General features: G+C 61.1%; 19 protein-coding genes. 5 read left to right on the forward strand and 14 right to left on the reverse strand.

Annotated elements, in window-relative coordinates:
• The 4 genes from ACHZCU_RS14925 (at window position 1) to ureG (ending at window position 3,120) form a co-directional block, all read left to right on the forward strand.
• Window positions 1–1,194: an osmoprotectant NAGGN system M42 family peptidase gene (locus ACHZCU_RS14925; protein WP_319519391.1), complete on the forward strand. Its 1,194-nt coding sequence runs from the start codon at window positions 1–3 to the stop codon at window positions 1,192–1,194.
• Window positions 1,195–1,289: 95 nt separating this feature from the next.
• On the forward strand, window positions 1,290–1,814 hold the full coding sequence (gene ureE / locus ACHZCU_RS14930) for an urease accessory protein UreE (RefSeq protein WP_319519392.1): 525 nt from the start codon (window positions 1,290–1,292) through the stop codon (window positions 1,812–1,814).
• Window positions 1,720–2,484: an urease accessory protein UreF gene (locus ACHZCU_RS14935; RefSeq protein WP_319519393.1), complete on the forward strand. Its 765-nt coding sequence runs from the start codon at window positions 1,720–1,722 to the stop codon at window positions 2,482–2,484. The genes ureE and ACHZCU_RS14935 overlap by 95 nt, the downstream gene beginning before the upstream one ends.
• A 24-nt stretch (window positions 2,485–2,508) precedes the next feature.
• Window positions 2,509–3,120 (forward strand): urease accessory protein UreG, encoded by a 612-nt coding sequence (gene ureG / locus ACHZCU_RS14940; protein WP_319519394.1) that lies wholly within the window; start codon window positions 2,509–2,511, stop codon window positions 3,118–3,120.
• A 78-nt stretch (window positions 3,121–3,198) separates the two neighbouring features.
• On the opposite strand, the gene ACHZCU_RS14945 is transcribed toward ureG, so the two are convergent.
• The 13 genes from ACHZCU_RS14945 to ACHZCU_RS15005 form a co-directional block, all read right to left on the reverse strand.
• On the reverse strand, window positions 3,199–3,885 hold the full coding sequence (locus ACHZCU_RS14945) for a Crp/Fnr family transcriptional regulator (RefSeq protein WP_227023531.1): 687 nt from the start codon (window positions 3,883–3,885) through the stop codon (window positions 3,199–3,201).
• Between the two features lie 446 nt (window positions 3,886–4,331).
• Window positions 4,332–7,616 carry an efflux RND transporter permease subunit gene (locus ACHZCU_RS14950; RefSeq protein ID WP_319519395.1) on the reverse strand — a complete coding sequence of 1,095 codons (3,285 nt, stop codon included), beginning with the start codon at window positions 7,614–7,616 and terminating at the stop codon, window positions 4,332–4,334.
• A 10-nt stretch (window positions 7,617–7,626) separates the two neighbouring features.
• The gene (locus ACHZCU_RS14955; RefSeq protein ID WP_319519396.1) at window positions 7,627–8,814 is read right to left on the reverse strand and encodes an efflux RND transporter periplasmic adaptor subunit; all 1,188 of its coding nucleotides are present in this window, start codon (window positions 8,812–8,814) and stop codon (window positions 7,627–7,629) included.
• 306 nt (window positions 8,815–9,120) lie between these two features.
• Entirely contained in the window at window positions 9,121–10,116 is a 996-nt protein-coding gene (locus ACHZCU_RS14960) for an ABC transporter substrate-binding protein (protein ID WP_319519397.1), read from the reverse strand.
• A gap of 31 nt (window positions 10,117–10,147) precedes the next feature.
• Window positions 10,148–11,017, reverse strand: a complete 870-nt coding sequence (locus ACHZCU_RS14965; protein WP_319519398.1) for an ABC transporter permease — start codon at window positions 11,015–11,017, stop codon at window positions 10,148–10,150.
• Entirely contained in the window at window positions 11,014–12,228 is a 1,215-nt protein-coding gene (locus ACHZCU_RS14970; protein WP_394706073.1) for an ABC transporter permease, read from the reverse strand. The genes ACHZCU_RS14965 and ACHZCU_RS14970 overlap by 4 nt, the downstream gene beginning before the upstream one ends.
• A 179-nt stretch (window positions 12,229–12,407) precedes the next feature.
• On the reverse strand, window positions 12,408–13,193 hold the full coding sequence (locus ACHZCU_RS14975; protein ID WP_319519400.1) for an ABC transporter ATP-binding protein: 786 nt from the start codon (window positions 13,191–13,193) through the stop codon (window positions 12,408–12,410).
• The gene (locus ACHZCU_RS14980; protein ID WP_319519401.1) at window positions 13,190–14,098 is read right to left on the reverse strand and encodes a dihydrodipicolinate synthase family protein; all 909 of its coding nucleotides are present in this window, start codon (window positions 14,096–14,098) and stop codon (window positions 13,190–13,192) included. The genes ACHZCU_RS14975 and ACHZCU_RS14980 overlap by 4 nt, the downstream gene beginning before the upstream one ends.
• Window positions 14,095–14,526: an NUDIX domain-containing protein gene (locus ACHZCU_RS14985; RefSeq protein ID WP_319519402.1), complete on the reverse strand. Its 432-nt coding sequence runs from the start codon at window positions 14,524–14,526 to the stop codon at window positions 14,095–14,097. Before ACHZCU_RS14985 ends, ACHZCU_RS14980 begins: the two co-directional genes overlap by 4 nt.
• A gap of 4 nt (window positions 14,527–14,530) precedes the next feature.
• A complete protein-coding gene (locus tag ACHZCU_RS14990) occupies window positions 14,531–15,184 on the reverse strand; it encodes a LysE family translocator (protein WP_319519403.1) in 654 nt (217 codons plus the stop codon).
• Window positions 15,185–15,187: 3 nt separating this feature from the next.
• Window positions 15,188–16,642 (reverse strand): dihydropyrimidinase, encoded by a 1,455-nt coding sequence (gene hydA / locus ACHZCU_RS14995; RefSeq protein ID WP_319519404.1) that lies wholly within the window; start codon window positions 16,640–16,642, stop codon window positions 15,188–15,190.
• Window positions 16,643–16,899: 257 nt separating this feature from the next.
• Window positions 16,900–17,292: an endonuclease domain-containing protein gene (locus ACHZCU_RS15000; RefSeq protein ID WP_319519405.1), complete on the reverse strand. Its 393-nt coding sequence runs from the start codon at window positions 17,290–17,292 to the stop codon at window positions 16,900–16,902.
• A gap of 170 nt (window positions 17,293–17,462) precedes the next feature.
• Window positions 17,463–18,716 carry a Zn-dependent hydrolase gene (locus ACHZCU_RS15005; protein WP_319519406.1) on the reverse strand — a complete coding sequence of 418 codons (1,254 nt, stop codon included), beginning with the start codon at window positions 18,714–18,716 and terminating at the stop codon, window positions 17,463–17,465.
• Window positions 18,717–18,975: 259 nt separating this feature from the next.
• On the opposite strand from ACHZCU_RS15005, the gene ACHZCU_RS15010 reads away from it, so the two are divergent.
• Window positions 18,976–19,623 (forward strand): TetR family transcriptional regulator C-terminal domain-containing protein, encoded by a 648-nt coding sequence (locus tag ACHZCU_RS15010; RefSeq protein ID WP_319519804.1) that lies wholly within the window; start codon window positions 18,976–18,978, stop codon window positions 19,621–19,623.
• On the opposite strand, the gene ACHZCU_RS15015 is transcribed toward ACHZCU_RS15010, so the two are convergent.
• Window positions 19,601–22,282 (reverse strand): EAL domain-containing protein, encoded by a 2,682-nt coding sequence (locus ACHZCU_RS15015; protein WP_319519407.1) that lies wholly within the window; start codon window positions 22,280–22,282, stop codon window positions 19,601–19,603. The genes ACHZCU_RS15010 and ACHZCU_RS15015 overlap by 23 nt on opposite strands.
• Between the last annotated feature and the right edge of the window lie 40 nt (window positions 22,283–22,322).

Below are 22,322 nucleotides of genomic sequence, written 5' to 3' on the forward strand. Positions count from 1 at the left end.
ATGCAACGACTGACGATTGATTCCGAGTACCTGTCCGACATGCTGAAATCGCTGCTCGCGATTCCTTCGCCGACAGGTTACACCGATCCGATCGTCCGGTTCGTGACGGGAGAGCTGGAAAAACTTGGCCTTTCCGTCGAACTGACCCGGCGCGGCGCGATCAGGGCCGTACGCAGGGGTGTTGACAGTCGCGGTGCGCGCGCCGTCGTCTCCCATGTCGACACACTCGGCGCCCAGGTGAAATTCCTGAAGGACAATGGCCGTCTCAAGCTTGTGCCGATCGGCACATGGTCGGCGCGTTTTGCCGAAGGGGCGCGGGCAACGGTTTTCACCGAAAAGGGCGCTTACCGCGGCACCATCCTGCCGCTGAAGGCCTCCGGCCACACCTATAACAATGAAATCGACGAAATGCCGGTCGGCTGGGATTATGTCGAACTGCGCGTCGATGCGCTGACCCGCGACGAGGAAGACCTCGACCGGCTGGGCATCGAGATCGGCGATATCGTCGCCATCGACCCGCAGCCGGAATTCCTCGACAACGGCTTCATCGTCTCCCGTCACCTCGACAACAAGGCCGGCGTGGCGCTGATGCTGGCCGCGCTGAAGGCCATGCAGGACGCCAATATCGAAACGCCGGTGGCCAGCCACTGGCTTTTCACCATCGCCGAGGAGGTCGGTGTCGGCGCTTCGTCAATCGTTTCGCCGGAGGTCGCTTCGCTGGTCTCCATCGACAACGGCACGTCCGCGCCCGGCCAGAATTCCTCCGAATTCGGCGTCACCATTGCCATGGCCGACCAGACCGGCCCCTTCGACTGGCACCTGACGAAAAAACTGGTCGATGTCTGCAAGTTCAACGATATCCGCTACCAGAAGGATGTCTTCCGCTATTACCGCTCGGATTCGGCAAGCGCGGTGGAGGCGGGTGCTGATGTGCGCACCGCGCTGGTTGCCTTCGGTGTCGATGCCTCGCACGGTTATGAGCGTATCCATATGCATGCGCTGCGCTCGATTGCCGAACTGGTCACCGCCTATCTGACCTCCGATGTCGAGATCAAGCGCGACTTCCAGCAGTCCGGCCCGATGACCGGCTTTACCCGCCAGCCGACCGGCAAGGCCCGGCAGGAGCTTTCCGCCGATGTCGAGACCGAGAAGATCGACGATCCCGGCCATCCCCATCATGCCGGTCATGCGTGAAACCTTGCTGCAGTGCACGCGCTTGCCAAGCGAGACAATCTTGCTATGAATACGGATCACCCTGGATTGTTTCAGGCGTGAGCGAAGGGGAAACAATGCAACGCGTTACCACTTACATTCCGGCAGGGGAGGACAATGGCCCGCTTGCCGGACGTGTCGAGTTGACACATGACGGGCGACATTTGCGGCGCAAGGCGCTGAAGCTTGCCGATGGCGGCTCGGTCATGCTCGACTTGAAAGATGCCGTGCTTTTTGCAAGCGGCGACCGGCTGGTGCTGGAAGACGGATCGAAGATCGAGATCGTCGCGGCACCCGAAGAACTCTACGAAATCCGCCCGCGCGATGGCCTTCACATCATCGAACTTGCCTGGCATCTCGGCAACCGGCACCTGCCGGCGCAGATCGAGACCGACCGTATCCTGATCCTGCGCGACCATGTCATCCGGCAGATGCTCATCGGTCTCGGCGCGACAGTCAGCGAAATTGTCGAACCGTTCCAGCCGGTGCGCGGCGCCTATCACAGCCATGGCGGCCACGATCATCATCACGGTGATCATCACCACCACGATCATGATCACGGAGATCACGACCATCACGGCCATCACCACCACCACGATTGACGAGACCGCCGTTTCGGGGACATCGCTGCTTCGGCTGCTGTCCTGGCTTTCTCCCGCCTTTCCGCTCGGCGGCTTTGCCTATTCCGGCGGTTTGGAGCGGGCCGTCCATGACCGGCTGCTGGAAGATGCCGAAGGGCTGAAAGCCTGGCTTTCATCGGGGCTTGCGCAGGGCTTCCTGTGGAACGATGCGCTGCTTTTGTGCGAGAGCCACAGGGCGGGCGGCGATGTTGCGCGCATTGGCGAAACGGCTGCCCTTGCGACAGCCCTTGCCGGCGCGCGCGAGCGCCATGCCGAAACGCTGGCGCTTGGGGCTGCCTTTGTGACGGCGGCGCGCGCATGGCCGGCGCCGGTGCTTGACGAATTGCCCGAGACGATTGCCTTGCCGGTTGCCTTCGGCGCGGTCGCCTCCGCCCACGGTATCGGCCTGACGGCCGCCTGCCAGGGCTATCTCCATGCCCAGATCGCACAATCGGTTTCGGCCGCCATACGGCTTTCGCTGTGCGGTCAGGTGGCGGGCCTTGAAGTGTTGTCCGGGCTGGAAAAGACCATTCTGGAAACGGCGTCGCGCGCTGCGCAGTCAGGTCTCGATGATCTTGGCGGCTGTACGTTCCGGGCCGATATTTCCACACTTCGGCACGAAACCCAGCATTCGCGCCTGTTTCGTAGCTGAATTCTGTAACTGACGAGGTTCGACATGAAGTCTGAAAACGGTCCTTTGCGCGTCGGCATCGGCGGCCCGGTGGGCTCCGGCAAGACGGCGCTGACGGAAAAGCTGTGCAAGGCGATGGGCCGGGAGTATTCCGTCGCCGTCGTCACCAACGACATCTATACGCGTGAGGATGCCGAGGCGCTGGTGCGCATGCAGGCGCTCACCTCCGACCGGATCGTCGGCGTGGAAACGGGCGGCTGCCCGCACACCGCCATCCGCGAGGATGCGACAATCAACCTTCAGGCGATTGCCGAAATCAACAGCCGGATCCCCGATCTCGACATCATCTTCATCGAATCGGGCGGCGACAATCTGGCGGCAACCTTCTCGCCGGATCTTGCCGACATCACCATTTACGTGATCTCGGTGGCCCAGGGCGAGGAAATCCCGCGCAAGGGCGGGCCCGGCATCACCCGCTCCGACCTGCTGATCATCAACAAGAAGGACCTCGCTCCCTATGTCGAGGTCAATCTCGACGTCATGGCTGCCGATGCGGAGCGCATGCGTTCGGGCGCGCCGACGGTGTTCACCGACCTGAAGCGCGGTGACGGTGTGGAGGCGATCGTGTCTTTCCTGAAGGAAAACGGTGGTCTTTGAGAGGCACTTCCCATAAACGGAAAAACCGGCAGGGAACCCCTGCCGGTTTTCAGGTCGGTCGCATGATCGGTGCGCAGATCAGAGAGCCCGCAGCGCGTCCATATCCTCAATTTCGATGATGCGACCGTGTACGTGAACGCCGAGACCTTTCAGCGTTGCGAAGGCGCGGGAAAGCGCTTCAGGGGCAAGCCCCAGCTTTCCGGCAAGAAGGCTCTTCTGGAAGGAAAGGCGGAAGGATGCCGGGGATTCCTGGCCATCGGCCTGTTCCAGAAGATAGAGCGCGACCCGCTGAACGGCTGTGTTGAGCCGGTCATTGGCGATGCAGTCCATGGTTTCCTGAAGCTGGTCGGCAAGGGAGCCGGCAATGGCGCGCGCCAGCATGCCGTCATCGGCTTGGGCCGCATTGCGCACCCGGTTGATATCGTAGCGCGCCAGCATCGCCTTGTCGGCGGCCTGGGCGTGATATTCATAGGTATCGCCGCCGAAGATCAGGTCATCGGCAAAGCTGTCGCCAGGGCCGCATACGCGGATATCGGCTTCACGGCCTTCGCTGTTTTGCCGGTAGAGGCGCACATAGCCGGAAAGCACGCTGTAAAAATGGGTCGCCGGATCACCTTCGCGGAATACCACGTCTCGGGGATAGCAATTGGCGAAGGTTGCACATTCCATCAATTTGTTCATGGTCGCCATGTCCATGTTAGCCGTCAGCTTGGTTTCGACAAAAAGCGTTTTTTTGCGCTCGTTCAGCAAGAGGGTCCTGTTCACTGTCCGTCTCCCGTCCCGGTCCCGCGGCGACCGGGCTTTTGCCTATCCAAATCTGCAACTCGACCGGTGCACGCCGCAATGTCGCCGGTTGCTGGCATCCGGCCTGTTCCCCGTTTCGGGATGCATGGGCCTGACGCTTCAAAATCGACATTTCCCAGACAATCCGGCAATCCGCCGGTATTGTCCGTCTGTGGCAAAAGCCGGCTTTCCAAGGTTGGGAGGGAAGAGGCCGGTCTTTCGCCTGTCTGAAACCTAGAAGCAGAGGGCGGCCGGGGTATTGATTTCAATCAACCGGGAGGCGGATTTTTTGACGTTTGCGGTACGGGGCTGCAAACAGTGTTGCAAATGGCAAAAAGGCCGGCTTTGCACCGGCCCCTGAGCGAAACGATTTAAACAAAATCGCGTTTTCGGCTAGCGGAATGTTTCCGCTTACCAATCCGACGCCATCAGGCCATGCCGTGCCTGCCATATTCGTCGCGCTTGTTCTCGATAGTGTCGAGTCGTTCTTCGAGTTTGGCAATTTTGGCACGATTGGCCTCGCCGAGCATGCCGGTTTCCTCGGTCGTATAGACATGATCGTCGGGGTCGCGCCGGCCGATGAAACGGCCGAACACCAATCGCAGCAGCCCGGCAATATCATCCATGATCATGAAGAAGGCAGGTACCACCAGCAGGCTCAAAACGGTGGAGACGATGATGCCGCCGATCACCGCTGTTGCCATCGGCGCGCGGAAGGAGGCCCCTTCACCCACGCCAAGGGCGGCCGGCAGCATGCCCGCCGACATGGCAATCGAGGTCATGATGATCGGTCGCGCGCGCTTGCGCCCGGCCTCGACCAGTGCTGCGCGCCGTTCCAGACCGTGCCAGATCGCCTCCTTGGCAAAATCCACCAGCAGGATCGCGTTCTTGGTGACGATACCCATCAGCATCAGCAATCCGATCATCACTGGCATCGACACCGGCTCATCCGTCAGGATCAGCGCGATCGCGACCCCGCCCAGCGCCAGCGGCAGCGAGAACAGGATGGTAAAGGGCTGGATCACGTCCTTGAACAGCAGGATCAGCACCGCCAGCACCAGAAACAGGCCCAGCAGCATGGCATTGACGAAGCTTTGCTGCATTTCGGCGAGGATCTTGGCATCGCCGCTTTCGACAAGCGTCACTGTCTCCGGGATTTCGGTGTTGTCGACGATCTCTCGGAAGCGCGCGGTCGCCGGATCGAGCGCCACGCCCGGCGGCAGGTTGGCGCCGATGGTGACCACGCGGTGGCGGTCGTAACGGTCGACCGTGGCGACACCTTCGGTGTAATTGACGTCGGCGACCACGGACAGCGGCACCATCTCGCCGCTTGCCGTCTGGACCTTCAGGTTGCGGATCGCCGAAAGGTCGCGGCGCAGTTCCAGATCGGTGCGCACCCGGATCGGGATCAGCCGGTTGTCGAGCGAGATTTTCGGCAGGTTGGCGTCGATATCGCCGACGGTCGCGACACGAACGGTATTGGCGATCTGAGCCGGCGTCACGCCGAGACGGGCCGCAATCTCCTTCTTCGGATGGATCTGCAATTCGGGCCGGGGGAGCGCGCCTTCCGAGGACACCTTGTCCAGCATCGGGTCGGCGCGCAGCTTCGATTCCAGAATGGCGACGGCCTGTTGCAGGTCTTCCTCATTGTCGGAGAGGAAATTGAACTGAATGTCGCGCTGGCCGCGGTCGTTCAGCTTGGTCACGCGCAGGTCCGGGATGTCGGAAAGGGCGGCCAGCACCTCCTGTTCGATCTGCCATTGCGGAATTTCGCGGCCTTGCGGTTCGAGCTTGGGCAGGTATTTGCCGATCAGCGGAAGCCCGCCGATGATGTCATTGACGATGGCCTCGGGCAGGGAATGCGCGAGGTTCTCAAGCGTCACCGTGACGGTGGCGCGCCGATATTCGAGGTCGCCGAGCGGCGACGAACCGCCGAGGACGGTGACGCTCTCCACGCCCTCAAAGCCCTCGATCCGCTCGGTGACAATCCGTGTCATCGCTTCCGTATCGGAAAGCTGGGCATTGGGCGGCAGCTCGACGGAAAGCACGATGCGGGACGCATCTTCCGGCGGCATGAAACTGCCGGGAATGCGCGACATGAAATAGCCGGAGACGATCAGGACCACAATCGCAAGGCCGAGCGTCGGATAGCGCCATCGCGTGGTCCAGCGCACGGCGGCCGTGTAGCCCCGCATCGCCCTTCCGTCATTGGTCTCGCTGTCTTCCTTCGCCTTGTGCTTTGCCGGCTTCAGGATATAGGCGGCCATCACCGGCGTGATCAGGCGGGCAACCACCAGCGAGAAGAACACGGCAAACGCCACCGTCAGGCCGAACTGGATGAAATACTGGCCCGGGATGCCCGGCATGAAGGAAACCGGCGCGAACACGGCGATGATGGTGAAGCTCGTGGCAATCACGGCAAGGCCGATCTCGTCGGCGGCATCGAGTGCCGCGCGATAGGGCGTCTTGCCCATGCCGATATGCCGCTCGATATTCTCCACTTCCACAATCGCATCATCGACCAGAATGCCTGTCGCCAGTGTCAGCGAGATCAGGCTCACGAGATTGAGCGAGAAACCGAGCAGGTCCATGACCCAGAAGGTCGGGATCACCGAGAAGGGCAGCGCCACGGCGGCAATCAGCGTCGCGCGCCAATTGTGCAGGAACAGGAATACCACGATGATGGCAAGGATCGCGCCTTCGTAAAGCGTGTCGAGGGCAGCGGTGTAATTGCCCTTGGTGAAATAAACCGCGTCGTCGATCAGGCTGATGGAAACATCCGGGTGTTCGGCGCGGACCGTGTCGAGCGCTTCGGCAACCGCATCGGCGACCGTGACTTCGCTGGCGCCCTTGGAGCGGAATACGCCGAAGGAGACCACCGGATTGCCGTCATGGCGGGCGAAGGTGCGCGGCTCCTCATAGGTGTCGGTCACCGTGCCGAGGTCCGAGAGCCGGGCAAACCGGCCATTGCCGAGCGCGATCATGGTATCGGCGAGATCGGATACACTACGGGCGTCACCCAGCGTGCGGATCGCCTGTTCGGCGCCCGCCACCTGTCCGCGACCGGAGCCGGTGTCGGCATTGGTCTGGCGCAGCTGCGCGTTGACATCGGACGCCGTGATGCCGTAGCTCGCCAGCTTGTTTTCATCGAGCGAGACCTGAATTTCGCGATCCGCGCCGCCATAGCGGTCGACGCGACCGACTCCGCGGATGCCCTGCAGCGCCCGTTCGATGGTGTCATCGACAAACCACGACAGTTCTTCCAGCGACATGTTGGGCGAGGAGACGGCAAAGGTCTGGATCGCCTGACCCTCGACATCGATCTTGCGCACCACCGGTTCATCGGCATTGGCCGGCAGGTCGGAGCGGATATTGTCGATCGCGTCCTTGACGTCGCGCAGCGCCTCGTCGGGCTTGACCTCCATGCGGAACAGCACCGAGGTGGTGGAAACGCCGTCCGTGACCGTGGAATTCAGCTCATCGACGCCGGAGACGCTGGCAATCGCGTCCTCGATCTTCTTGGTCACCTGCATTTCCAGTTCCGCCGGCGCCGCGCCGCTCTGGGTGACGGTAACGGCGACGACGGGCACGTCGATATTGGGAAAGCGGGTGATCGGCAGGTCGCGGAACGCCTGCAGGCCCATGAACAGGAGCAGACCCAAAAGCAGAAGCGGTGCGACTGGATTGCGGATGGCCCAGGCTGAGAAATTCATTGTTCAGACCTCAGTTGAGCGGCGCTTCGGTTGCCGGTACGGGGGTGATCCGGTCGCCGGCGCGCACATAGGCGCCGGCCTTGGCCACCACCTGATCGCCCTCGGCAAGCCCTTCGACAATTTCGATGGTGTCGCCGTCCTGAATGCCGGTTTTGACGGTGACGATCTCGACCGTGTCGTCCTTGACCCGGCGCACGGTGGCGCCCTGGCGGCCAATGTTGACGGCGGTCATCGGCAGGGCAAGGTTTTCGGCTTCCTCGACGATGATCTCGGCGCTGGCATACATGCCGGGACGCGCACGGCCGGGTTCATCGATGGAGATGAACACATCGCCGAGCCGGGTGACATTGTCGACCACGGGCGAAACCAGCCGCACGGTGCCGCTAAGCGCAGGGGCATCGCCGACGAGCGAAATCATCGCTGTCTGGCCCTCTTCCACCTTCATCATGTTATCCTCCGGCACTTCGGCGACCAGCTCGATCGCGCCGTCCCGGATCATGGTGAACATCGGCGTGGAGGCGCCGGTGGCGATGGCGCCGATACGCGCGTTCCTGCCGGAGATGATGCCGGAGACCGGGGCCTTGATCTTGGTGCGTTCCAGCCGAAGGTCGATATCGTCAATCTGCGCCTGCTGGACGTTGATATCGGCCTCGGCCACGCTGACGGCCTCGCGCGCGGCGGCTGTCGAGGCATCCGCCCTCAGTGCCGCCGTTTCGGCCTGTTCCAGCGCCGAGGTGGAGACCGATCCACTGTCGGCTAGCCGTCTGGTGCGCTCGAACTGGCGGCGGGCATTGGTCTGGGCGGCCTCGTTTGCGGTCAGCTGCGCGTTGAGCTGGGCCAGGCTGGCCTCGGCCTTGGCCTTGCTCGCCTGCAGGCTGCTTTTTTGCAGAAGAAGAGAATCGGTCCGCAATGTTGCCAGCACGTCGCCTTCATCGACCCGGTCGCCGATTTCCGCATTGATGGTTTCGACCGACAGGCCCTCGACCAGCGGCTGCACGTAAACCTCCTCGACCGGTTTGATCGTGCCGGTGGCGCGCACGATTTCGGTCAGCGGCATCACTTTCACATCGGTGACAATGATGGAGGGCGGGGTTGTGCCGTTTGTCGCCGGGGCGCTCGCTTCCGCGCCGAGTGTGGGCGAAAATGCCATTGCAAGAAGCATCGAAGACAATGCAGCGACACGGGCTTTTCTGAGCATGACGGTTTTCCTCTATCGGCCGGGAGGAGGCCACAATGTGATTGCAGATCGTCTTGCGCTTGCCGAGCGCGGTGATCGGCAGGTCTCTTGCCGGTCGCCTTCAGCCTTTCTACGTTGTCAGGCGGGCGCCGGTTGAGGTCGTGAGGCAGTTCGTCACAACTGGGCTCTATTTCAAGTCGCATTTCGGTAAAATACGCCAAAATTGAACCAATCGGTTCGATTATAGTGTTTACTGGTGCAAAAATGCAATACGCGCAGCCTCGAGGTGAGGCCGCGCGCAGCAGAATTTAATCAAGTGATTGAAATTTAATTGGAAAGCGCCGCGTCGGTGATTTCCAGCGTATAGGCGCCTTCCGGTTGCTTGGTGATGACCGGATCCGACCCGCCGCCGAGCAGAACGTCGACCGTGCGCTGATAGTCGGCCGGATCAAGCGCGCCGTTGGAGCCGGCCGTCAGCTTGGCCACTTCACTCATCATCCGCTTCTGGTGCTTTTCGGTCTGGGCGCCGGTGTCGTCATATTCGAGCACGATCTCGGCGGCTTCGTCCGGGTTTTCCTCGGCCCATTTCCAGCCCTTCATTGAGGCGCGGACGAATTTGACCATGTCTTCCTTGAAGGCCGGATCGGCAAGGTCATCCTCGAGCACGTAGAGGCCGTCTTCCAGCGTGGCCACGCCTTCGTCTTCATACTTGAAGGTGTTGAGCGCGTCTTCGGGAATGCCGGCATCGATCACCTGCCAGTATTCGTTATAGGTCATCGTCGAGATACAGGCTGCCTGTTTCTGCAGCAGCGGATCGACGTTGAAGCCCTGTTTCAGCACGGTGACGCCGTCCTCGCCGCCATCGGTCGGGATGCCGAGATGCGCCATCCACGACAGGAACGGATATTCATTGCCGTAGAACCAGACGCCAAGCGTCTTGCCGGGGAAATCCTCCGGGCTCATGACGTTGTTTTCCTTCAGGCAGGTCAGCATCATGCCGGAGGATTTGAACGGCTGGGCGATGTTGACGAGCGGGACGCCCTTTTCGCGCGTTGCCAGCGCCGACGGCATCCAGTCGACGATCACATCGGCGCCGCCGCCGGCCAGAACCTGTGCCGGCGCGATATCCGGGCCGCCGGGCTTGATGGTGACGTCGAGGCCTTCTTCCTCGTAGAAGCCTTTTTCCAGCGCGACATAGTAGCCCGCGAACTGGGCCTGCGTGACCCATTTGAGCTGCAGCGTGATTTCGTCTGCCGAAAAGGCCTGGCCCGTGCCAAGCGCCAGACCGCCGGCGGTCAATGCCGCAAGAAATGTCGATTTCATGTTTTCGTTCCCCTTTGTTTCGATTGGTTCATCACGACCGCCCGGACCGGACGGAAGGATGCCAGAACGTGACGACGCGCTGAATGAGCGCCACCACGCCATAAAAGGCGGAGCCGGCAACCGCCGCCACCGCAATTTCAGCCCAGACCATGTCGATATTGGCCCGGCCCACTTCCGTGGAGATCCGGAAACCCATGCCGACGGTGGGTGTGCCGAAAAATTCTGCCACAATGGCGCCGATCAGCGCCAGCGTGGAATTGATCTTCAACGCATTGAAAATGAACGGCCAGGCCGCCGGAAGGCGAAGCTTGACCATGGTCTGGCCCCAGCTTGCCGCATAGGTGCGCATCAGGTCGCGCTCCATGCTGGAGGATGCCGAAAGCCCCTGAATGGTGTTGACCAGCATCGGAAAGAAGGTCGAGACCACCACCACGGCAGCCTTTGACGGCCAGTCGAAGCCGAACCACATCACCATGATCGGCGCGATGCCGACAATCGGCAGCGCGGAGACGAAATTGCCGAAGGGCAGGAGCCCGTTCTTCAGGAAAGGCGAGCGGTCGATCAGGATGGCGACGATGAAGCCCGAACCGCAGCCGATGGCATAGCCGATCAGCACCGCCTTCAGGAAGGTCTGGCGGAAATCGGCCCACAGGATCGGCAGCGAATGCGTTAGCCGCACCCAGACATCGCTGGGTGCGGGCAGCAGGATCGGCGGAATATCGAAGGCGACGACAACGCCTTCCCAGATGATGATCAGCGAGACACCGAAGATCACCGGCACGGCAAACCATGCGAGCCGATTGACAACCGGGTTGGAGAACTTCTGCCGCACCAGCCATTCATTGAAGGCCCAGCCACCGATCCAGAAGGCGAATGCGAACCAGACGAAACCGTTGCTCATGGCCTGACCCCCATGCGTTTGAGGACCGCGGCCTGGGCCACGCCGACAAGGGCGACCAGAATGGAGGCCAGGATCGCGGCCATGAACAGCGCCGACCAGATCTGCACCGTCTGCCCGTAATAGGAGCCGGAGAGAAGCCGCGCGCCAAGGCCGGCCACGGCCCCCGTCGGCAGTTCGGCAATGATCGCGCCGACCAGCGAGATCGCAATCGCGATCTTCAGCGAGGTGAACAGATAGGGCATGGCCGATGGCAGGCGCAGCTTCCACAGGATCTGCCGGTCATTGGCATTATAGGTGCGCATCAGGTCAAGCTGCAGCGCATCGGGCGAGCGCAGCCCGGACACCATGCCGACGGCGACGGGGAAGAACGACAGATATGTCGAGATCAGCGCCTTGGGCAGAAGCCCGGTAATGCCGATGGCGTTCAGCACCACGATCAGCATCGGCGCAATCGCGATGATGGGGATGGTCTGGCTGGCAATGATCCACGGCATCATCGAGCGTTCCATCGTGCGGTTGTGAACGATGGCGATCGCCAGAATGATGCCGAAGCCCGAGCCGATGGCAAAGCCAAGCAGCGTGGAGGACAGCGTGATCCACGCGTGATAGACAAGGCTGCGTTTCGACGTGATTTTCTTGTCGACGGTGGTGTTCCAAAGCTCCACCGCCACCTGATGCGGCGAGGGCAGCACCGGCCGATCCAGCGTATAGGACTGCGCGACGATCTCGGTGAAGCTGATCTCCTGCCCCGCCCGCCGCGCCTGATCCTCGACAAACTGCCGGTTCATCACCACCACGAACACGCACCAGATGGCAAGGATGGCAAAGACGACGGTGGCAACGGGAAGGACGCGCTCACGCAGCATGGCGGTGTCCTTCCCGTTGGTCGAATCGCGCGTGCGCGGTTCGATCTGGTGCAGCGGCCAAGCCCACCCGCCAATCTTCACCCTTGAAGGCAAGGCGACCGCATATGGCCTCGCCGCAAAGCCCCCAAGTCTTCTCGCCCCGAAGGGGAGAGATGTCGCGAAAGCGACAGTGAGGGGGGAGCCTATCCACACGGATGCCGTCACGATTTCGAAACGCTGCTTCACCCTCACTGCCCCTTTCGGGGCATCTTTCCCGCAAGCGGGAGAGAGTATTGGGAGCAAGCCGCAAGGGTAGATGCGACTGTCTTGCCTCGATGGGGAAAGTTGAGGGGAGATCGCCGGCATTCTCTCCCTTATGCTGTCCTCTCCCGTCACCCCGGACTTGATCCGGGGTCCAGGGCAACATGTTCTGCCCTGTCGATTTCGACATGCTCTCGATGCCCAATCGCAGCCATCCGTCGGATGGCCCTGGATCCCAGCTCAAGGCCGGGATGACGGCATAGAGGGCGCTTGGAAACCTTCTGTCACTCATAACTATGCCCCGCCCTCAATCCCTCGCGCACGCGATGGGCGATCTTCAGAAATTCCGGGCTTTCACGAATGTCGAGCGGGCGCTCCTTCGGCAGCGGGCTTTCTATCACGTCGGTCACCCGGCCGGGGCGCGGGCTCATCACCACGATCTTTGTGGAAAGGTAGACCGCTTCGGGGATCGAGTGGGTGACGAAACAGATGGTCTTGTTGGTCGCGGCCCACAGCTTCAGCAATTGCTCGTTCAGATGATCGCGGACGATCTCGTCCAGCGCGCCGAAGGGTTCGTCCATCAAAAGAAGATCGGCATCGAAGGAGAGCGCACGGGCAATCGAGGCGCGCTGCTGCATCCCGCCGGAAAGCTGCCATGGGAATTTTTTCTCAAATCCGGAAAGCTCGACCAGTTCCAGCACCCGTTCGATGCGCCGGTTCTGATCGGCTCTGGTATAGCCCATGATTTCCAGCGGCAGGGCGATGTTCTTTTCAATCGTGCGCCACGGATAAAGGGCGGCCGCCTGAAACACATAGCCATAGGCGCGGTCGAGCCGGGCATTTTCCGGCGTGGTACCGTTGACGGTGATTTCGCCGGCGGTCTTTTTCTCAAGGTCGGCAATCACCCGCAGAAAGGTGGTCTTGCCGCAGCCGGACGGGCCGATGAAGGAAACGAAATCGCCCTTCTTCACCTCCAGATTGACATCCTTCAGGGCGTGCACCGGACCATCATTGGTCGTAAAGGTGAGACAGAGTTCCCTGGCGGAGACGACGGAAAGGGGCGTGGTCATGAAACTGTCTCCAGAAGGCCGGCGGCGATGAATGCCTTTTCGGCCTCGTTTCGCGCTTCGGGGGAAAGCGGCAAAAGGGGAGGGACCGGCGTTGCCGGGCCGAAACCCAGCATTTCGGCAGCAGCGTGGACGACGCGGAAGCTGGAATGCCGGGCAAAAACCTGCCAGACCGGCGCAAGCTGCTCATTGACAGCCGCAAGCCGTGCCGGGTCGCCGGCAGCGCGCCACATATCGAGACAGATGGCGGGGAAGATGCCGCCCAACACGGAATACCAGGCATCCGCACCGGCAGAAAGCGCGCCGGAAACGGTCCAGTCGCCGGAATAGCCGATTGAAAAACCCTCCGGCATGGTGTTGCGCAGCCGCGCCAGCTGAGCGGCGAAGTCGCCGTCTTGCGGCGCCGGGTTTTTGACGGCGGCAATGGTCGGGATGGCGGAAAGGCGGATGATGAGGTCTTCGGAAAAGGTGAATTTCGTCGTCGTCGGGTTGTTGTAAAGACATATCGGCAGGTCCGTTGCGGCTGCGACCGTCTTCACCAGTCCCTCCACCTCGGCATCGTTCAGCGGAAGATAGGACATCGGCGCCAGCAGAAGTCCGGACGCGCCCGCCGTTTTCGCCGCCTTCGCGTTCGAGACGGCATCGGCCGTTGTCAGCGCGCCGACGCCTGCGATGACCGGGGTGTCGCCAGCCGCCTCAACGGCTGCTTCCAGCGCCCGGGCACGCTCCGCGCCGGAAAGATAGGCATAGCTGCCGGTTGAACCCAGCGCGCCGATGGAATGGACGCCAGCCTTTGCCAGATATGCGACGAGCCTTCCGAAGCGGTCGGCGGCGACATGGCCATTTTCGTCGACGGGCGTGACGGGAAAGGCGGAGAGGCCGGAAAAAAGCGTTTTGGCGGAACTCATGACGACACCCTGTTTCTTTCAGCGCTCAACCGTGCCGCAATCGGGAACAGATGTTTTTCGGTCAGCGCCGCGCGCTTGACGCCGACGTCGCCTTCGACCGGCAGCCATTTCAGTTCCTCGATTTCGGCCTGCGGCGTGACCTCGGGGGCCGCGAAGCAGGAAAACGCCTCGGCCTCGACAATCATGCCGGGTTCGTTGGCCGCCAGCTCGCTGAACCTGCCTTGATAATGAAAGTCATCGGCCGAAAATATCAGGGCCAGTTCCTCATTCAGCTCGCGGATCAACGCTTCACGCGGCGTTTCCTCGGCATCGATCTTGCCGCCGGGCTGCATGAAGGCCTCCGTGCCGCGCTTGCGCACGGTCAGCATCTCGCCCTTTTCATTGATGATCAGCGCGACGGCGATGCGGATGATGTTTTCGCTCTTCATCGGCTCAGATCCTTTTCTGCAGGGCAAGGGCGGCACCCAGCATGATCAGAATGCCGCCGGCAGAGGCTTCGAGCCAGGCAACCAGGCGCTCCGTCACCACGCGTGCAAGGGCGGAGAAGGCGAGTGCATAGATGATCAGGATCGGCAGTTCGAGCAGCACCGAAATGCCGCCGAACACCATCATCTGCATGGCCACATCACCGGTCGGATTGACGAATTGCGGCAGGATGGCAACGAAGAAGGCGAGGTTCTTCGGGTTCGCCGCCTGCACGCTGAAGCCGCGGAAGAACAGCCGGAACGGTGCTTCGGGACGCGCGCGCCGCATATCGGCGGCGCTGGCCAGCACGGCATCGCTTTCGCCTTTGCGCCGCGAGAACAGCGGCGCGATCATCTTGATGCCGAGCCAGGCAAGATAGGCCGCGCCGACGATCTTCACCACATTGAACAGCGTGGCGCTCATCAGGATCAGCGAGGCCACGCCGGCCGCCGACAGCGCGAAATAAAGCGCGTTGGTCGCCAGAATACCGGCAGCCGCCGCCTGCGAGCGCCAGAAGCCCTGCCGCATGGAAAGCCCGACCACCAGAAGCACGGCGGGGCCGGGCGAAAGGCACAGCAGAAATTCGGTCGCGGCAAAGGCCGCCACACTTGACCAGTCCATATATTATACTCCCGAAGGCGGAATGCCGGCGCGTTCTATTCTGCGCGGGGCGACGAGGTCCTTCCAGGTGGAAAGCGCCTTGTTGACGGCCGGATAGGGCGCGCGCTTGACGAATTTGCCGTGTCCTTCCTCGGTCTTCAAGGTGGATTCTTCCAGCACGACCTTGCCGCGTGACAGGGTGAAGCGCGGCAGGCCCTTCACATGCTTGCCCTCGAAGACGTTGTAATCGATGGCCGAAACCTGTGTGTCGGCGGCAATCGTCTTTTCCAGGGTCGGATCCCAGACGATGAGATCGGCATCGGCGCCCACCAGAACAGCGCCCTTTTTCGGATACAGATTGAGGATCTTGGCAATGTTGGTGGAGGTGACGGCGACGAATTCGTTCATTGTCAGCCGGCCGGTGGAAACGCCATAGGTCCACAGAAGCGGCAGCCGGTCTTCAAGGCCGCCGGTGCCGTTGGGGATCTTGGTGAAGTCATTGACGCCGTAGCGCTTCTGCTCGGTTGTGAAGGCGCAGTGGTCGGTGGCCACGCATGACAGCGTGCCCGCCTGCAGGCCGGCCCACAGCGAATCCTGATGCTGCTTGTTGCGGAACGGCGGCGACATCACCCGGCGGGCGGAATGGTCCCAGTCCTTGTCGAAATATTCGCTTTCATCGAGCAGGAGATGTTGAACCAGCGGCTCGCCATAAACCCGCATGCCCTTCTGCTTGGCGCGGCGGATGGCCTCATGGCTCTGCTCGCAGGATGTGTGAACCACATAAAGCGGCACGCCGGCCATGTCGGCGATCATGATGGCGCGGTTGGTGGCCTCGCCTTCGACTTCCGGCGGGCGCGAATAGGCATGGCCTTCCGGCCCGTTATTGCCTTCTGCCATCAGTTTTGCCTGCATGCTGGCAACGACATCGCCGTTTTCGGCATGAACCAGCGGCATGGCACCAAGTTCCGCGCAGCGCTGGAAGGAGGCGAACATCTCGTCGTCATTCACCATCAGCGCGCCCTTGTAGGCCATGAAATGCTTGAAGGTGTTGATGCCCTTTTCCTTGACGACGGTTTCCATCTCCTCGAACACCTGCTTGTCCCACCAGGTGATCGCCATGTGGAAGGAATAGTCGCAGGCCGCACTGGTCGACTTGTTGTCCCAGCGCTTGATGGCGTCGAGCAGCGACTGGCCGGGATCGGGCAGGCAGAAATCGACGACCATGGTGGTGCCGCCGGCAACGGCCGCACGCGTGCCGCTGGCAAAGTCATCGGTGGAATAGGTGCCCATGAAAGGCATTTCAAGGTGGACATGCGGGTCAATGCCGCCGGGCATGACGAAACAGCCGGTCGCGTCCAGCGTCTCGTCGCCGGAAAGATCGGGGCCGATCTCGATGATCTTGCCGTCTTCGATCTTGACGTCGGATTTGTAGGTCAGGTCGGCGGTCACAATGGTGCCGCCCTTGATAACTTTGCTCATGATGCTGTTCCCTTGCGTTTCAAACGGGCGGTTTTCCGCTTCTCGTTCTGGTGTTGTCTATTTCAGCCGATATTTTCCCCGCGGATAGGTGTTCATATTCATGTCCGAAGGCGCAGCCCCCGTGTCGGGACTGATGCTGCCCCGGCTCCTGGCCGCTCCGCCTGCCTGCGGCGCAACCGCCGCCCCGCCGCTGACGGTCGAGGCCGGTTTCGCGCCGATAAAGCCGCGTGAGCGAAGCATGGGCTTTTGCTTTGACTTCATTGGACTTGCTCCGTGGCGGGCGAAAAGCGCGTGGTGTTGCAGGCTTCGGTCAGGCGATTTTCGAGAATGGCGACGATGGTTTCAAGCACGTCCTGCCGTTCCTTGAGGACTTCATCATTCCAGAAGCGGATGACGGAAAAGCCTGCATTGTTGATATAACGTGTTCTGTCTGCGTCTTTCATGTTTTCAGCATGTTGTGCGCCATCCAGTTCGACAACAAGCGTTTTTTCGCGGCAAGCGAAATCGGCGAAATAGGGTCCGACCGGATATTGGTGGGTGAATTTGAAGCCGTTGAGATTGCGGTTCCTGATCTCGCGCCAAAGCACCTTTTCCGCATCCGTTTCGTTGCGGCGCAGGGAGCGAGCGAACTGGGTACGTGTGCTTGGCATGAGCTCCCCTCATCCGGCCTTCGGCCACCTTCTCCCCTCATGGGAGAAGGGAGGGCGCTTCGCGTTTGACGATGGTGCTTGTCGAAAATTCAGGGCATGCCGCAGGCTCCCCCTCTCCCCGTGGGGAGAGGGTGGCGCGCATGCGCCGGGTGAGGGCGCAGCGCCTGCCGTCATTCCACAATCTCCGCCGTCTTCAACACCGCGCGCAGCAGCACGTCCGCGCCGGCGGTTGCCCACTCCTTGGAGATGTCTTCGGCCTCGTTGTGCGACAGGCCATCGACGCAGGGGCACATGACCATGGTTGCCGGCGCCATTTTCGCCGCCCAGCAGGCATCGTGGCCGGCGCCGGAGACGATATCCATGTGGCTGTAGCCGAGTTCTTCGGCGGCATCGCGGACATTGGCCACAAGTTCCGGCGCGAAGGTGACCGGATCGAAATGACCGACGGCTTCCACCGAACAGCCGACGCCGAGTTCAGCACAGATTTCCGCAGCCTGCGTTTCGATCTTCGCGCGCATGCTGTCGAGCTTGTCCTGGTCAGCCGTGCGGATGTCGACGGAGAACGTCACCTTGCCCGGCAGCACATTGCGGGAATTGGGGGAAAAGAACATCTGGCCGACGCCGCCGACGGCATTCGGCTGGGCGTCCATCGCCACCGTCTGAACCATTTCCAGAATGCGGGCCATGGCGAGGCCGGCATTGACGCGCATCGCCATCGGGGTCGAGCCGGTATGGGCTTCCTTGCCGGTCAGCGTGAATTCCAGCCACCACAGGCCCTGACAATGGGTGACGACGCCGATTTCCTTGTTTTCGGCTTCGAGTATCGGCCCCTGTTCGATGTGGTATTCGTAATAGGCGTGCATCTTGCGCGCGCCGACTTCTTCCTCGCCGACCCAGCCGATGCGCTTCAGCTCGTCGCCATAGGAAAGGCCCTCGGGATCCTTGCGGCCATAGGCATATTCAAGCGTGTGGACACCGGCGAAGACACCGGAGGCCAGCATGGCGGGCGCAAACCGCGCGCCTTCCTCATTGGCCCAGTTGGTGACCACGATCGGATGTCTGGTCTTGATATTGAGGTCGTTGAGCGTGCGCGCCAGTTCCAGCGCCGAAAGCACGCCGAGCACACCGTCATATTTGCCGCCGGTCGGCTGGGTGTCGAGATGGCTGCCGACGTAAACGGGCAGCGCATCCGGGTCGGTGCCCGGCCGGGTCATGAACATCGTGCCCATCTTGTCGACGCCCATGGTCAGGCCCGCGTCCTCGCACCATTTCTGAAACAGTGCGCGGCCTTCCGCGTCCGCGTCGGTCAGGGTCTGGCGGTTATTGCCGCCTGCAATGCCGGGGCCGACCTTGGCCATTTCCATGAGTGTGTCCCAAAGGCGGTCACCGTTGATCCGCATGTTTTCGCCGGCAAAGGCTGCCATCACTGTTCCTCGTTTTTATCTGAGGCCTTGCCCGACAGCCGATATTGCATGCTGCAAAAGGGCATTGCCTTTCCTGTCTGGATCGGTCACGTTTTTGACCGGTTGGTAAACTTTACAACTTCCGCGCCAAGGCTCAAGTGATCAAAATCAAATTCGCTCATCATTTGATGAAAAAATAGCCTAAAGTTTAGGCGAGATTCGAATTTGTGCAAAAATGGCCGCGGGGAGCGGTGCGGAACGAAGGGCGGTAGAAGTGGAAATGACACCACGGGCGGGCAGAACACAAAGACGGACACGCATACAGGAAGTCAAGGAGGAGGTGATTCTCGAGGCCGCGCTTGATGTGTTTTCCGCAAACGGGTTCAGGGGGGCGACGGTTGATCAGATTGCAGAGACCGCCGGCATGTCAAAGCCGAACGTGCTTTACTATTTCCGTTCGAAAGAGGCGGTGTTCACAGCATTGATTGCGCGCGTGATGGAGGTCTGGCTCGATCCGCTGCGCCTTTTCGATGCTGATAAGGATCCCGAAAGCGAGATCCGCTCATATATTCGCCGCAAGCTTGAAATGGCGCGTGATTTTCCGCGTGAAAGCCGGCTTTTTGCCAATGAGGTGATCCAGGGAGCGCCCAATACCGGGGTTTTCCTGCAAGGGGAGCTGAAGGATCTAGTCGATGAAAAGGCAAAGGTCATTCGCGCCTGGCAGCGTGCCGGAAAGCTGCGCCAGGTCGATCCCTATCACCTGTTCTTTTCGATCTGGGCGACGACGCAGCATTATGCGGATTTCGATGTGCAGGTCCGTGCCGTGCTGGGCGACGGGCTTTCCGGCGAAGGGCGGTTCGAGGATGCGGCCCGCTATCTCGAGACATTGTTCGTGAAAGGGCTGATTATCGACCGGGATCAGCCTTGAGCCCGGCGCTGTTTTCATGCGCAAGCCACGCCTTCTTTCGGGCAAAACGCGAAAGCGCGTCTGCTGAAAGCGGCGGCGCAAAGAAATAGCCTTGAAACGTGTCGACGCCGAGATCGCGCAATATGCGCACATGTTCGGCCGTTTCGACGCCCTCGGCGATGACCTTGATACCCAGAGCCCTGCCGATTTCCACGATCGAGGCGACAAGCCGCCTCTGGCTCTGGCCGGTGGTGATGGGGAATACGAGCTGCCGGTCGATCTTGAGCCTTTTCGGCGAAAGGGCAAGCAGGCTGAGGATCGAGGCATAGCCGGTGCCGAAGTCATCGATCTCGACATCCACGCCGTGGGCCTTGATGGCCGCAACGCTTGTCTCCAGGCTGGTGTCCTGATCATCGAACGAGATGGATTCCAGCAATTCCAGGCAAAGTTGCCCCGGTTCCAGCCGGCTTTCGGCAATCCCCTGGATGAGGGCCGGGTCGATCAGCCGCTGCGCTGAGACGTTGACCGAGATGTGGGGGACATGGAGCCCGCTTTGCTGCCAGGCTTTGAACTGCGCGCTGGCCTTGCTGAGAACCAGTGCATCGATCCGGGCAATCGAGCCGGTGGTCTCCGCCGTTCCGATGAAATGGCTCGGCGCCAGCTGTCCGCGCGTGGGGTGGTGCCAGCGCACCAGCGCCTCCACACCGTCGAGTTCCATCGTGTGCGCGGAAATCTGCGGCTGGTAGAACACCTCGAACTGGTCATCTTCAATGGCCGCCAGCAATTCATCGGCCACCTTCTTGTTGGTGACCGCGATGTTGCGCAGTGTGGCATCGAAAATCACGAACTGGTTGCGGCCCATGCGCTTTGCTTCATAGAGCGCGATGCCGGCATTGACGAGAAGGTCGCGCATGGTGGTGGTGTCTTCATCGATCCAGGCGATGCCGACACTGGCGCTGATGCGCACCTGATGTTCGCCGTATTGAAGCGGTTTCCCAAGCGCGCGGATGATCTCCTGTGCCATGCGGGTCAGCCGCTCGATATCGCCGTCCCAATGGGTGACCAGCGTGAATTCGTCTCCGCCGACCCGGGCCAGGAAATCATTCGTACCGGCGATGCTTTTCAGCATGTTCGAACAGTGGCGAAGCATTGCGTCACCGGCGGCATGGCCAAGCGTGTCGTTGATTTCCTTGAAGCGGTCGAGGTCGATATGCAGCACCGCATGGGGCGGGGCGGTCGGCGTCTTCCGGTTACCGTATGGACTGTCGACAAAGGCCTCGCCCAGTTGTCGGCGGTTTGCAAGGCCGGTCAGCGCGTCGTGAAGCGCATTGTGGCGCAGCACTTTCTGCGCCTCTTCCAGCGCGGCATTCTTCCGTCGCATTTCGGCGCTGGCCTGTTTAAGGTTTTCGTGAAGCTCCACGTCTTCGGTGATGTCCCGGTTGACGCCAACCAGATAGGTATGGCCGTCTGGGTTGGTGTGGATGTCACCGAAGACCTGGAGGTGGCGGATCGAACCATCGTCCAGCACGATCCTGAAACGGCTTTGAAAGTTCTTTTCCTCCGCTGTCGTAACCTCAAGCCTGGCTTTTTCCCTCTGAACGTCATCCGGGTGAAGCCGTTCAAACCAGATTTGCATGGGGCTTAGCCCGCAATCGGGAGATTTGCCGTAAAGCGCAAACATCCGCTCGTCCCAGATCGCTTCGCCGGTTTCCACATCCATCTCCCATACGCCGATTTTCGAGGCGTCGAGAGCAAGGTCCATGCGCTGCGAAAGGCGGCGCACGGTCATGAGGTTGCGGTGGCGCACGCGCATGAGGTGTGCGATGCCGGTAACGGCGGCAATGATGATCAGGCCTATGGTCCCGATCATGACCTGTCGTGGCATCGAGTCAATGAAGGGCTCTTGCCAGCCGACTTTCGGCATAGCGGCAATCGTCCACTGTGTATTTGCCAGATCGATGGTCTGTGTGACCGGGTTATCGTCGAAAATGCCGGGCGGGCCGAACAGTGTCTCGCCGATCGTGCCCCCGGCGGTATTCTTGCCGACCGCCATGATGAGGTCGGGATGCGTTTCGGTGATCGCGCGGTCGGAAAGCAGGCGCTTGAGGTTGATGACAGCCGACAATATGCCCCATGCATCACGTCCTTCGCTGTCATAAAGGGGGTAATAGGCCAGCAGCGCAGAGCCTCCTTGAACCAGAGAAACCGGGCCGTCGACGACCGGACCACGTTTGAGCAGTGCCTGACGGATGGCGGCCATCTGTTCGGGATGGTCGCGGTAGTTGAGGCCAAGCGCCTCGCGGTTTTCCTCCGGAGGAAAGACCATGGTGATGATCAGGTCGCGCGCCAGTGCCATGCTGACGATCGAATCCTGGCTGCTCAGCAGCCTTCGTGCCAGCCGCTGGAAACGGTCGGCTTCGATTTCGGGTTCAAGCGAGAGGGCAAAGCCCAGCCCCTCCACAAGTTTGAGGTTTTCCTCAAGGTCGGCCTCAAGCCGTGAGGTGGAGACCGCCATGCGCTCCGACGTCTTCAGGCGAAGGTTCTGTGTGTAGTTTTCCGAAGCCTGCCGGTTGGCGACATAGACAGACCCCAGCACCAGCACAATCACGGCCAGAGCGAGAAAATCGCTCGGGATGAACCCGAAACGCTTTTTCCTTATCCAGGCTGCCGGCTTCAGCATACCTCCATCCACCTCCGCATAATTTCGCGTACCGGGAGTT

It is taken from the genome of uncultured Martelella sp., assembly GCF_963677965.2.
Taxonomy (GTDB): domain Bacteria; phylum Pseudomonadota; class Alphaproteobacteria; order Rhizobiales; family Rhizobiaceae; genus Martelella; species Martelella mangrovi.